Annotated in this window: 14 protein-coding genes and 3 pseudogenes; 10 read left to right on the top strand and 7 right to left on the bottom strand. The window is 52.6% G+C overall.

The genetic code is table 11. The features are described from left to right. Window positions 1-107: 107 nt before the first annotated feature. Both K3T83_RS50140 and K3T83_RS50135 read left to right on the top strand, forming a co-directional pair. Window positions 108-883 (top strand): annotated as a pseudogene (locus K3T83_RS50140) (IS6 family transposase). Between the two features lie 219 nt (window positions 884-1,102). Then, window positions 1,103-1,792 carry a hypothetical protein gene (locus K3T83_RS50135; protein ID WP_220210642.1) on the top strand — a complete coding sequence of 230 codons (690 nt, stop codon included), beginning with the start codon at window positions 1,103-1,105 and terminating at the stop codon, window positions 1,790-1,792. A gap of 196 nt (window positions 1,793-1,988) precedes the next feature. On the opposite strand, the gene K3T83_RS50130 is transcribed toward K3T83_RS50135, so the two are convergent. Further along, window positions 1,989-2,657, bottom strand: a complete 669-nt coding sequence (locus tag K3T83_RS50130; protein WP_220211126.1) for a Type 1 glutamine amidotransferase-like domain-containing protein — start codon at window positions 2,655-2,657, stop codon at window positions 1,989-1,991. 379 nt (window positions 2,658-3,036) lie between these two features. On the opposite strand from K3T83_RS50130, the gene K3T83_RS50125 reads away from it, so the two are divergent. Continuing rightward, on the top strand, window positions 3,037-3,279 hold the full coding sequence (locus tag K3T83_RS50125; RefSeq protein WP_220210641.1) for a hypothetical protein: 243 nt from the start codon (window positions 3,037-3,039) through the stop codon (window positions 3,277-3,279). 607 nt (window positions 3,280-3,886) lie between these two features. On the opposite strand, the gene K3T83_RS50120 is transcribed toward K3T83_RS50125, so the two are convergent. Together K3T83_RS50120 and K3T83_RS50115 are read right to left on the bottom strand one after the other, a co-directional pair. Beyond that, window positions 3,887-4,783 (bottom strand): aldo/keto reductase, encoded by an 897-nt coding sequence (locus tag K3T83_RS50120; protein WP_220210640.1) that lies wholly within the window; start codon window positions 4,781-4,783, stop codon window positions 3,887-3,889. A gap of 138 nt (window positions 4,784-4,921) precedes the next feature. Continuing rightward, on the bottom strand, window positions 4,922-5,569 hold the full coding sequence (locus K3T83_RS50115; protein ID WP_236065260.1) for a MerR family transcriptional regulator: 648 nt from the start codon (window positions 5,567-5,569) through the stop codon (window positions 4,922-4,924). 200 nt (window positions 5,570-5,769) lie between these two features. Here K3T83_RS50115 and K3T83_RS58705 point away from each other — a divergent pair. Continuing rightward, window positions 5,770-6,029, top strand: a pseudogene (locus K3T83_RS58705) (DDE-type integrase/transposase/recombinase); the annotation flags it as partial. Window positions 6,030-6,370: 341 nt separating this feature from the next. Here the strand turns inward: K3T83_RS58705 and K3T83_RS50110 are convergent. Beyond that, window positions 6,371-7,375, bottom strand: coding sequence for a hypothetical protein (locus K3T83_RS50110; protein WP_220210639.1), 1,005 nt, complete (start codon window positions 7,373-7,375; stop codon window positions 6,371-6,373). Window positions 7,376-7,792: 417 nt separating this feature from the next. Here K3T83_RS50110 and K3T83_RS57515 point away from each other — a divergent pair, with 417 nt between their 5' ends. Continuing rightward, window positions 7,793-7,915: a hypothetical protein gene (locus K3T83_RS57515; protein ID WP_268963592.1), complete on the top strand. Its 123-nt coding sequence runs from the start codon at window positions 7,793-7,795 to the stop codon at window positions 7,913-7,915. A 261-nt stretch (window positions 7,916-8,176) separates the two neighbouring features. Here the strand turns inward: K3T83_RS57515 and K3T83_RS50105 are convergent, their stop codons facing one another. The 3 genes and pseudogenes from K3T83_RS50105 to K3T83_RS58700 form a co-directional block, all read right to left on the bottom strand. Then, entirely contained in the window at window positions 8,177-8,725 is a 549-nt protein-coding gene (locus tag K3T83_RS50105; protein WP_220210638.1) for a DUF5005 domain-containing protein, read from the bottom strand. A 144-nt stretch (window positions 8,726-8,869) separates the two neighbouring features. Next, window positions 8,870-9,271 (bottom strand): hypothetical protein, encoded by a 402-nt coding sequence (locus tag K3T83_RS50100; protein WP_220210637.1) that lies wholly within the window; start codon window positions 9,269-9,271, stop codon window positions 8,870-8,872. 306 nt (window positions 9,272-9,577) lie between these two features. Next, window positions 9,578-9,733, bottom strand: a pseudogene (locus tag K3T83_RS58700) (IS6 family transposase); the annotation flags it as partial. Between the two features lie 383 nt (window positions 9,734-10,116). Here K3T83_RS58700 and K3T83_RS50090 point away from each other — a divergent pair. The 5 genes from K3T83_RS50090 (at window position 10,117) to K3T83_RS50070 (ending at window position 12,016) form a co-directional block, all read left to right on the top strand. Further along, window positions 10,117-10,290 carry a helix-turn-helix domain-containing protein gene (locus K3T83_RS50090; RefSeq protein WP_236065327.1) on the top strand — a complete coding sequence of 58 codons (174 nt, stop codon included), beginning with the start codon at window positions 10,117-10,119 and terminating at the stop codon, window positions 10,288-10,290. Window positions 10,291-10,340: 50 nt separating this feature from the next. Further along, on the top strand, window positions 10,341-10,805 hold the full coding sequence (locus K3T83_RS50085; RefSeq protein WP_220210634.1) for a transposase: 465 nt from the start codon (window positions 10,341-10,343) through the stop codon (window positions 10,803-10,805). Window positions 10,806-10,927: 122 nt separating this feature from the next. After that, window positions 10,928-11,224 carry a hypothetical protein gene (locus K3T83_RS50080; RefSeq protein ID WP_220210633.1) on the top strand — a complete coding sequence of 99 codons (297 nt, stop codon included), beginning with the start codon at window positions 10,928-10,930 and terminating at the stop codon, window positions 11,222-11,224. Window positions 11,225-11,320: 96 nt separating this feature from the next. After that, window positions 11,321-11,674, top strand: coding sequence for a hypothetical protein (locus tag K3T83_RS50075; protein ID WP_220210632.1), 354 nt, complete (start codon window positions 11,321-11,323; stop codon window positions 11,672-11,674). A gap of 21 nt (window positions 11,675-11,695) precedes the next feature. After that, entirely contained in the window at window positions 11,696-12,016 is a 321-nt protein-coding gene (locus K3T83_RS50070) for a hypothetical protein (protein WP_220210631.1), read from the top strand. Window positions 12,017-12,131: the final 115 nt, after the last annotated feature.

The following is a 12,131-nucleotide window of genomic DNA, read 5'->3' as shown; positions in this document are numbered from 1 at the left end:
CTTGTCATGTTCGCCTGGCTGTCTGAAATGAAATGATCAGAACTGAGAACAAGATCAGTGTGAAATTGCTCTGGTGGTATACTGGTGAGCATTAAGATGATTGTCATCTGAAGAAAACCACTCTGGGCGATCGAACGTTCCGCTGCTCGTCCTGCCGACGCATGTTTAACGAACGTACTGGTACACCTTTCAATTATTTGGAATATCCTACCGATATCATCCTGCTCGTCGTGCTGTGGCGGCTACGCTATAAGTTGAGTCTGCGAGATCTGGCTGAGATGTTCTTGCAGCGAGGTTTTGCGTTCACACATGAAGCGGTACGAGATTGGGAAGCTCGATTTGCTCCGCTCTTAGCAGATCAATTGCGATCCAGACGGCGTGGATGTACTGGGACCCTTTGGCATGTCGATGCAACCTACGTCAAAGTTCAGGGAAAGTGGTGCTACCTCTATCGAGCTATTGATCGAGATGGTAACTTGGTTGACTCATGCTGAGCGAAAAGCGAAACATGGATACCGCCAAGCGATTTTTCAAGCAAGCCCTTGAAACGATTGGTCATACTCCTGAACAAGTAACAACGGATGGGCATGCCTCCTATCCGCGTGCGATCCGAGAAACCTTTGGCAATGAAGTCATCCATCAATGTAACCACTATCTCAACAATATAGTGGAACAGGATCATCGTGGTATTAAACAGCGCTACTATCCCATGCGAGGCTTTGGAAGCTTCGCTTCTGCGTCGCGATTTTGCAGAGCCTTTGATGAACTTCGCCACTTCTTTCGATTTCGCACCACCATCGGGTAATCTGTATCATTGGCACGCCAACGTGACCTGTTCCACCAACGATTGAATACTCTGATGACGATGATGTTGGTAGCCTGATACAGAGGGGGGGCGAGTAGGTCGTGTTAAACGCTGCCTGATTAATTCCTGTGTCCTCAGTTCTGACACAACCCTTCTCGCAGATCAAGAGCGATGGACGGGCATCGCGCACCTGTGTGCGTTCTGTCTGGCCTTCAAAACCTGGAAGCGACGAAGTGTCTGGGGTATACTCGCGTCTGAGAACGAGAACAAACCAACTGAACGCGGGAGAAGACGCTATTGCATGAAGCACAACGCACACGCCAATCGGCACCCGATCTCATGATCTGGTTTCTCTGGGTTGGACTGACGGTCGTCGGAGGAGTCGTCGGCAAGAGCCTCATTCTCTTCATCTTGGAGATGCCTTCCGGCACTGGCATTGGCCTGCTTTTTTATCTGGCCTCCCCTCTTTTCTTTGTTTCGCTCGGCCAGTGGCTTCTGCTGCGCCGCTTCGTTGCCAGGGCAGGCTTCTGGCTATTGACAGAAATGTTGGGAATCTTCTTCATGTTCCCCTATTTTTTCTTCTACACCTTCACTGCTGAGTTTAGCAATTGGCGGTCCCTGATGTTCGGGACGCCAGAGTTCTGGTATGCAACCGGCGTGCTGATGATCCTGATGCTCATCTTTGGCAGTCTCGTCGGATGGTTTCAGGGGATGGTGGTCATCAAGAGATACGGAGTCAAGCGCAAGCAGGTCCTCTGGTGGGTCAGCGCGAACGCCATCGCCTGGGCAGCAGGGCACGTGCTGGGTTCCCAGGTGGTTGAAAGCCTGCTCTGGCTCCTTCATCCCTGGAACAGGTCTGCAAGCCTTTCATGGTTCGAGACAGGGGTAGTAGAAGGAACCATCTGGCTCGTCATCGGCATGGTGACAGGAACCGTCCTCATCTGGCTCGCAGATGCTCATGATTCCCTCTCGAATCAGCGGCTGTAGCGAGGCTCGCTCAAGTGGCTTATGAGGCCAATGAACTCCTTTGCTATTTTGACCCATAAGTTGTCCGACCAGTCATTGACTCATAAACGTTCCAATCAGGACAAAGAGATTGGCAAACCACAAAGAGGTAGCGAGGAGCACCGTGTACACTCCTCGCTCGTTTAGGGAGCAAGAACGAACCAGTTCCCATCCCCCATTAGGGCGTAAACTGTTTCCAATGGCCTTCGGAGACCACTTCGACTGCCCCGCCGCGAACGACGATAGCGGTCTGATCGTCAATTGCATACGCTGGCACACCCACTCCAGCAGCCCATTTTTCTGCATTGGCCAGGGAATTGTCTGGTAGAGAGGGGTGATCCAGGTGCGGAAATATCGCAAAATCAACCAGTCCTAGCGTTCTATCGAAACCTTCGGGCGGCTTCCACCCGACGAAGTCCTCCCCGATGCAGGGGGCCATCACCATGCTCCCGGCGGAGAGGCCCACCCAGACCGTATCGGGAAGCTCCGGCAAGAGGTCCGCCAGCCCGGACTGCCGCATCCAGTGGCACAGATACAGCGCATCGCCGCCGTTCACTAGCAGGACGTCTGCCTCTCGGACCCAGGGGACCCAGCGCTCTTCATTTATGCTGGGCAGCGCGGTGAGTTCCAGCACACCCAAGGACTTCCAACCCAGCTCGCACATGGGTGTGGAGGACTGGCCGGTGATGAAACGCCATGCCCCACCAGGGCTGCCCATGGGGTGCCCGTACCCCGCAGTGGGGATGCAAAGGGCACTGGACTCGGCAATGGGTTTGCCCAGCAGATCAACCAGCGCGTGACGAATGCTGTCGTTTTTGATGCCAGCAGAAGTGAGCAGAAATTTCATGTTTCCTCTCCTTGATGGTTTCATTGTATGCAAGACATTCTACCGTCTGGACCTCGCACAAAACTTCTCCTAACTTGCTCTTCTTGCCACGCTATTTACTCTTACCGCCGCGCATTCCAAAACAGGTTCTTAGTTGGACCACTTATGAAATTGACCCATATCATGTCCAACTTTTTTTGAACCATATTGTGTCCGAGGCGGCTAAAACGTTTGGCAAATCACATTATGTCTATGGTGTCGGCCCATGCTGCCATCTGTGGCGTCTCCTATGAGATTCCACCACAGGCCTGTACATCACTCTTGTGCAATGGACTGCTTTGAGGTATGGTACTGATGAGACAGCAAAAAGTCATTCGTCGAAGGAAGGTTGAACATCATCATGAAGAAGAATCTCCGGTGGTCGCCAGAGGAACTCGAGAAGCTTTCGCTCCACGAGTTAGCTGATCTGATGGCAAATATCATTCTCATTCTGAGACGTATGCCCGATGTACCAGTGAGCGACCTTGTTTCACGCCCCGCTGACGATGTGGCCGGGATGGTCGCCCGGCTGCGGCGCGAGAATACAAATAACGAGGCAGGGGAGTTGCCAGATTGGGCCGGCGAACAAAATCAGGCGGAATGACGCTCGAAGAGCTGGAACCATGAGCATCAAGAAGAGACCATTCCAACACGGGGCTAAATGCAAAACTTCTTTCATAAGAATGATCAGTATGAAGCGCTTTGTGCAAGAGTTCCACCTCAATCGTTCTGGAACTCTTGCTGACGAAAATTTCCTGTAACGCAGGCACTACTGGCCTGATGCCAGCCCGCGCAATGGTGGAGGCGTATGAACTCACGCAAGAAGAGGTGGCATTAAGAGGTATTACAAAACAACGAAGGCAACAACGACTTCAGGAATGCTCTGCTTCAAGCAAAAAAATCTGCGGAGAAGAGACCATGATTGGGATCCCGACATTTTCTCCCCCCGTTTTCCCCGCTAAGGGTTTGGGGGGCAAAAGTATCGAGACCCCATCAGGGTAGCGCTCAGGGTGGATAGATTCAGGAAACGAGGAGGGTGTGACTGTCCCGTTTCCCTCTACCGGAATGTTGTCTATCGTCCAAACGATACCGGGGCCAGTTCGAATGCATACTTCACTTGCGTCAGTTCCTCGGAAACCGTCCACAACCGCATTGCGCCGGATTTTGCCATACTATTCTACAAATTTCAGCCTATTTCTTCCTTTCTTTTCCTACTCTTCAGGAACTACATGAGTAATAGTATCAACCTCGTCCTGCGTCAACGAAATGGCGGCTGCGGCAAGATTTTCTTTCAGATGGTCAAGACTTGTGGTGCCTGGAATCGGCAGCATGTTTTCATAGCGGTGCAACTGCCACGCTAAGGCGAGCTGTGGCAAGGATACTCCATGCTTTTCGGCAATCGGGTCAAGCACGGCGTGAAAACACGGTGCGCTGTCGCCTTTTGGGAGTGCAGCCGGGTGCCACGGTGAAAAGACGATGCCACTTTCTTTGGCAGCTTTCAGCAGTGGTGCGGACACGCGGACCCCTATGTTGTAGTGCGCGGTGACGGCCACCACATCGACTATCGTTTGTGCCACGTGTAACTGCTCTGCTGTGATATTCGACAAGCCGATATGCTTGATGACGCCCTCGTCTTGTAGTTCTTTGAGGGTACGGATCTGATCTTCAAACGGAACGTCTTTGGCTTGTGGAGTGTGCAGATAGTACAGGTCTATCTGTTTGATGCCCAGCCGTCGGGCACTGGTAAAGGCCGCCTGTCGCAGATACATCCGGTTGCCAACAGCGTCAAGGTCTTCATAGCGGGGGCCGCCACGGACAAAGCCGCCTTTGGTGGCGACCACGAAGCCTTGCGGGTACGGATACAGCGCGTCGTGGATCAACTGCTCATTCGTAAATGGCCCATAGGTATCCGCCGTATCGATAAAATTCACCCCTGCTGCGACCACCTCCTTCAGAAATGCCAGACCACCCGTGCGATCTGGATACTCACCCCAAACGTTCGGGCCGGTGAGTTGCATGGCCCCATAGCCAATGCGGTTGACGGTCAGGTCGCCACCAATGGTAATGGTTGATGAAAGGCGATTCGTGGAAAGGCTCTCTTGACTCATATCATACTCCTTATGGATAAACAATACCTGTCTCATACAAGGAGTATGGCAAACTTCAAGCGCTTGAAGTCAAGAGCTGAGGATGACTCTTGCTACGCTTCTGATTTGCGCTGAGTGCATTTACTTTTTCTTTGCCTGTTAGATGGCAACGTGTTCCAGGGCTTCTCTGAGCCTCCCTGCTTCTTTCATATCACCAGCAAGAATGGCGTTCCAATACGCTATCTTCTGCTCAAGATACTGCAAGTGAGCTTGCTGACGTTTCATTTCAGCTTCGAGCGCAGCCTTGTGCATTTCCAGCAGACGCAAACGTTCCGGGGCGGCCTCGTAGCCCCCTGGCACAAGACCGAAGTACTCGCGCATCTGTTCGATTGGCATGCCAGTCGCACGCAAATGGGCCAGGCCCTCAAGGAGGGGCAAATCATCTTGCCTGTAGCGACGGTGCCCACTGCTTTTGTCGCGAGGCACTGATTGTATCAGTCCGATTTGTTCATAGTAGCGCAAGGTGCTTTCAGGAAGGCCCAGGGCTTTCCAATTCTCCCATCTAGCGGGAGTGCAGAGGGCGGCAGCCCTTTGCCGGGGTGCGGGGTGTCCCCGCAAAAACCTTTTTTCTTCTCTTTTGCGCGCCGCCTGCGGCGGCGCGCGAAGGAGGGAAGGAAACTGGGGACGCCCCAGGCCCCGGCAGGGAGACCCCTGCACCCCTTTGAGCGGAGAACTGGAAAGCCCTGCAGGAAGGCCGCTTACCCTTGCCATCTCTTGAATGGTGTATGTCTTAGCCACGTCAGTCATGAATTTATTCCCCTTCGCCATAAAAGCCTGTCGTCGTTGGATTATTACCAGATCTAAGGTTAGGAGGCCGAGGATGATTAAATGATATCATCTTTCATCTCAACAAATCCTTAGCGAGGATTTTGGAGGGTAAAAATGTTGGAACCGATCTTCCCCCAATTTGAAAGAGTCCCAAAAGCTGAGATAGACTGGATCAAATAGCGATTGCCGAGTTGAAAACTGCTGGGGGTCTCCCTAAAAGTGTGGAATTGAGACAAGTGAAATACCGGGGCAATCTGGTGGAACAAGATCATCGTGCACATCAAACGCCTCGTCAAACCAAACAATGGGTTCTTGGTCCTTTGAGACCGCATGGAGAACGTTACAGGGATACGAGAGTATAAATATGCTTCGCAAAGAACAGGTGCATGGGGTGGAAAAAGGGAACATCACTGGGCAGATTTCGTTCATTGCTTGCCTGCCTGTTTGGACTGGTCGCCTAAGCATAACCGCAAGAGAAGCTCCACGTTTCTCCTGTCCCCTCCTGAGTTTTTGCAACACAGCCTTTGAACTTTCAAATGTCTCCTAAAGAGGTGGGGAGACTCGTTTCTCCTTGATGGTTTCATGAACATCCCTCAAGCCTCATTCTACCGAGCACTTCTTCAATATCGACACTTCTCTATTTCTATTTTTCAGCCGCTTTTGTTCTTGCTCACTTACTTTTAGCTCGTTGCGATCCCGTGGGGTCATGCACACTTTCAATAGAGGTTGCTTGCACCAAGCAAACTTGCAAGAGGACAGGACCGGCACGTCCATAACCTTCTAACTACACTGGAGCCAAGAGGCTGTGGGCCAACCGGGACAACGACGACAGAGAAACACGTAGAGATTGCCAGCGTCTCCTAGCATGAGTCCCGCTTCCGCAGACACATCCAAACCGTCTTGGAGAGGCACACCATGTTCGAGGGGTTGTTCCTCCAGGGGCCTCCATCTGCGGAAGGATTCTCCATCCCACTCCCAACTGGCTATCGTCAGCAGATGTTCCATCTCTTGCTGACAGGAGGCACAACGGACCACATCAGGGAATTGAACCCACTCTACATAGCCGCCTACCTTTGTTCCTGGAGCGGGACCCAGATAGTATTGGGAGGAGGTGTGAGCCTCTGTCTCCTCCCACGCTCGGATACGTTCCTGCAAGGCTGTAGGAAGCTCGCAAAGGGCAGGATACTCTTGAACACGTTCCGGGATGAGCAGGCAGGTGTTGGGCAGATAGTCAGGCTCGAAGACTGCGGGGGTGGGCTGCTCGTGCAAGGGCTTGGAAATGGCACTACTTTGTCTCCAATAGATCTGGATTTCGGGTCCGTAGCCGGGTAAAGCCATCCTGTGGTCCCGTGGACACCACAGCAATTGAAAAAGGTCAGCGCCTTCGGGAAAGCCAAGCTCAGGGACATCGGCCGCCCGCAACTGGATGACTCCAACATAGGCCCCATGCGGCTCTCCCGCTGGTTTGATAATAGCTGGCCCAAAATTCTCTCTCCAAGCTTGGCCATATTCAGCCTCCTGACGCAGCAACTCATCCTCCTGGCTGCGCCCAGATTCATTGTGGACATGTCCCACGAGGCAGAACGGCCACAGCTCGTTGCTGGGCCAGAGAAACGTGCCGCCCACCTTGCTTTCATCTGGCCCAGGATCTGGGGCTGGATAGGGATGCAGACGGGCAGCTCGACGGGGATGCAGGCGGACAGCTCGACGGGCAAGGGGAGCTAATTCGGGAAAGAGCGTGGTGATAGCAAGGGAGGGTGATGGCGTTGTTCTTTTGAGCAGCATATTTTCAACTCCTTATCTGCGTGATCTGCGTGTTTCTGCGCTAGGGTTATCCCACGCGATATGCAACGAGCTGCTAGCTTGCTAGCAGAAAAAACCTCTCATGAGGACATAATCACATCATTTCTCGAGATCTGAGGTCTTTCTGCATATGATACCGAACCAGTGTATTGAAGTCCAAGCCTCCCCGATGAGCGCCCCTCGGTGCCTGTGTGGTTTGCCGAAGTGGTGATTGTGGCCCAGCATCTGACAACAACGGGGCGCGCTTTCTGCCCTTGCACATCAGGCGCGTTTGGTATGCGGACTTCGGCATTATCTACACGCTGATAGTACTTCCCTTGCATGCTGTCTGGAGCTTGACGATTCCGATCTTGCTCGTCGAGGTGTTGTTTCCCATTCAAAGAGAGGCTCCCTACTGGGTTGGTTTGGACTGATCGTACCGCCATTTTCTCTGTTCTGGGTGCTACGGTCTACTGGTTCTGGGCACGTGCCTTTTTACCAGGGTATCTGGTTTCTCCCGCCTTGCTCGCCTTTGTGTTGTGAGTGTGCTTGTGCTCAGTGTGGTAGCTCTTCGTATCACACCCAGATAGGATAGCTCAGCCTCAGAGACAGGACAGTCCCCCTCGCCCTTGGCTGGAATGATCTTCATCGTCCGGCCTTAGCAAGCGGTGCACCCATCGCCCATATCTCTTATGGTGTTCTGGACATTGCCCGGACTATGGTGGATCGCCAGGGCCTCGCGAGGCCCTGGCTGGGAATGATCGCGTTGTTGATTCTGAGCGCGCTCCTGGTTCGTAACGGGGTTTATCCAAAATGCACTTCAACAAAGCGCAGATCTCCGGTCAGAAAGCCCGTTGTGTTGAAGTAGCTCACATACACCGTGCGCCCACCATTCTTCGCCAGCTCTGGATGCTCAATGCCAGCGTAGTCCATGCCATCTGAGGATGGCGGCAACCCGCGAAAAGCGGTTGTAGGCTGGCTCCAGGGGCCGGCAAAACTGGGGCCAGTGTACATGAGAATCTCAGAAGAGAGGGGCCGACAGGTGGTGACCAGGAATTGTCCTAAATAGGGGTTGTACGAGGCTGTTACTGCTCCAGGAATCTGGGTGAGGATGGGTTGCGCCTGCCTCACATCGGCAACCCAGTCTTTCCCATTCCAGAATGTGTAGGCTTTGCGATCCGTAGCCTGATTGAGTGGGACACGTGCCACGACATTGGCATTGTCTGCTGAATGATTGCCCCCATAGATATACACCTCTTCTCCATAGACTTGTGCACAGACAAAATCGGGTTCTGGAGAGGTAAACAACAGACCTGGCAAGCGTCTTGCCTGCGTTTGTCCCGGTTGTACCACCGCCAGCGCCACCCCAGAAACTCGTAGTTAAGAAATCCCGGCTTGACATGGAGTTTATAGGAGAAGATGAGACCTTGTCCGCGATACGAAATCGCACTGGTAGGCCAGATGGCAATGCGGTCATCCGGTTTGCCTGTTTTATCATTATATGCCTGTTTTATCATTATATGCCTGTTCTTCAGTTGTAAAGGGTATGAATTGATAAGGGCGACCATGAGTATCTAATGGCTCATGAGTGATGAGGGGCTTCCTGGGATCGGCCAGAGCCGCTGTATTTGACCGGATTCGTGTGTCGTTGCGCACCAGAGTATCGTTAAATATCCAAAGCAATTGATTGCCGAGCAGGAGGGTCGCACCACCATCACGCCCCAGCACCGAAGCTGGTTTGCCAACCACTCCCAGATCTTTCGTCGAGGCTATCTTTAACGTTCGTTGCAGCGTCTGAGCCTTAGCCCGCAACGGATGCAACCCTTGATTCAGCAGCAGACTTCCAGGGAGCAGGCTTGTCGTCACCAGTGTTTTTCTGAGAAACTCACGTCGGTTCAACTTCCATTCCTCTCCTTAGCATATATGTATTTTCTTTGTTGTAGTCATACCTCTTTTATCAGTCTTTTCCTTGTGTTTGTCTCACTTTACCTGTTTATTCGGATGGAGACAAGAGGAGATTGCTTGGAAAATAATAGGAATCTCGTTTGAGGAGACAAATGAGTGGAAGAGATGGGCAAAATGAAACAACAGCGGATACCAAAACAGAACTAGAGGACCATTGTTACCTCTCTCGGATGTGTCAGAACTGAAAACAGAGAAAGCAAGAAAATGGATGGGGACTTCTTGTCCGCTGACCCCTTGATGCTAGGCCATCAGAATATGAGCTTTCAGGCTGTCGAGTCGTTGGCGCAACAGTTCACGTTGACACGGAAGGGACACCGATTGTTTCATGGTGGTGCGGAAGCGGAAGAACTGGCGTACCTCGTCAAAAGCACAACAAAAACGAGCAGCAGACGCGAATCTTGAGAGAGCTGTTTGAGGATTGATTGCTCCTGGCCATCGAGACGATCTCCTTCTTGCAAGGTGGGCTAAGCACAGAAGATGACGGAGCCCCTTTTTTCTGGGTCAACTCCACTTTTTTGCAACACAAGCACAATGTCTGTTGATCGGCATGATTAACGTCGTTTTTCCGCAGATGGCCCTTGGCCACTTCCGGGGCTTAGTCCTCGCTTGCCTTGCATAACATACGGGTTGACATGGAATGATATAGTTTCCAGAAAACTCACTCAGAGGTTATTTTGCCGCCAACTCCCGAACCAAGCTCTGTGGAGAAGGTTCGGTTGGCGCGGCGTGCCGGGAGATACGCTCGTTATCAGCAGGTGGTGACACTTGGACAGCAGGGGATGACCCCAAAAGAATTTGCAGGTCGTTTGGGCCTCTCTGATCGCACGGTCCAAAGATGGCTTGCAGCTGGAACGTTTCCTGAAGTGAGATCACAACGAAAAAACAGAGTTCCTTTGATGCTTTTGCACCCTATGTCCTCAAACGCTGGAACGAGGGGGAGCACAAGAGGGTAACTCTCTATCGAGAGATCAAAGCGCTCGGCTACACGGGATCAGATCGCAGTATGTATCGCTATCTTGCCGCACTGAAACGGGCAGAAATTCATGTCCCAATCAACATCGAGCGCATCAAGAAATATACGCCGAATACGGCAGTCTGGTTGTTTGTACGCGACCCTAAAAAGCTGGGCGAGGTTGAGCAAGAGGATTTGTCGGCCATCTTGCTCGCCAGTCCTCCGCTGAGATATGCCTATGGACTCATTCAAAGCTTCCTAACAATGGTTCGCAAGCGAGACGGACAGCAGTTAGATTCCTGGTTGGTTCAAGTGACGGAGAGTGGAATTGCAGAACTTCAGTCCTTTGCTTCTGGGATCGAGAAGGACAAAAAAGCGGTAAGAGCGGGTCTCACCTGGTCGATCAATAATGGGCAGGTAGAGGGCCAGGTGACGCGATTGAAGCTAATCAAGCGACAAATGTATGGCAAGGTCGGATTTGCTCTCCTGCGCAAGCGGGTGCTTCATGCTTTGTAGGTGGTGCAATTCTCTGATGAGGGAGAGCGAGATACTTACTAACCGGTAATCGTGTACACTATGGTATGACCTTGCTTGTGACAAGGGTGAAAGAAAACGGAAAGCCAAAGGGAGATTTGAACATGCTCTCCATTGAGCAAGTGACCGATGAGGAACGTCCCCTGCTCTACGAAATGGTGCAAAAGTATTGGGATGAAATCATGCCTCATGCACTCACGGTCCAGGGGCCAGCAAAGCGCGTTGCCTATTTTGAGGAAGAGTTCCTGAGAGGAACACCTGAGAGCTTGCAGTGGTGGGCACAGCCCACTCTCTCTCATAAAATGGCTATAAGACGCAGAAACGAGGGCAAGGTCCACCCCCTTTGCCCTCACCACTCTCCCCTGAGCCTCTGTCCATCCCTGCTTTCCTTCCTGAAATGAGTCCTCCATCTACAGCGTCTCTTTCTCAGACTTGCTTGCTGCTCTTGCATGTGCTACACTGCACCAGCAGCAGTTTGAACCATCAGGAGAAGACGTATGCAGCCAGACTCGACCTTCCTCACACAAGCCACGACCGCTGGCCAGCGGCGCAGCCTTGATGACCAGCGCCGGGGCATCATCCTGTCACCCCCTCAAGTGCTGCAATTGGCCCAGGACTTTGCCGGTCTCGCGCTCGTGCAAGAACGGCTCACCCACCCCAACCAGGCCGCCCAGCGGGCGGCTCTGCGTGCCGAGGCGTTCGCTGAAGGCTATGCCACGGCACTGCCAGCAGCAGAACCTACCACTACGCTCCCGAACGCGCCAGCGCTTCCTGCCCCCAGGAGCGCATCCTCACCCCGTCATCGCGCCCACGCTCCACGCCGTCGCACCCGGCCCGCTCGCCACCCCTGACTCATTCGCAATCTCTTCTCCTTGCGTGGTCGGAAGGCGATCCTGCGCCCCCCCGGGCCAAAAATAGTCACCATACTTTCAGATCTTTTAGCAGAACATCCTCATATCGTAATTGAAGCGGCTGGGCATGGAGGGTTGCGTGAACATGGAGAGGCCCTCCGTGCAGGCGTTGATCTCTTCCCCATCAGTATTGGAGCACTTGCCGACCGCACCCTCCTGGAAGCCTTGCTTGATGCCGCACGAGTAGGAGATGCACGCATCAAGATCGTTTCAGGGGCTATTGGTGCATTAGATGCTCTGGTTCATGCGGTCCTCGGCATTTGCTATTGGTGTTGGAGGTGATTACACGAAAAACTGCAGTCATTACAGGAAGCACAAAAGGCAAGAGAAGGATATAATACTATCTTAGATTATGCTGCTAATGACAACGCTACTCAGGAGGAACTGTCAGATTGTC

This window comes from Reticulibacter mediterranei (genome assembly GCF_016587455.1).
Note: the sequence above shows the minus strand (reverse complement) of the source record. Positions and strands in the feature narration are given on the sequence as shown.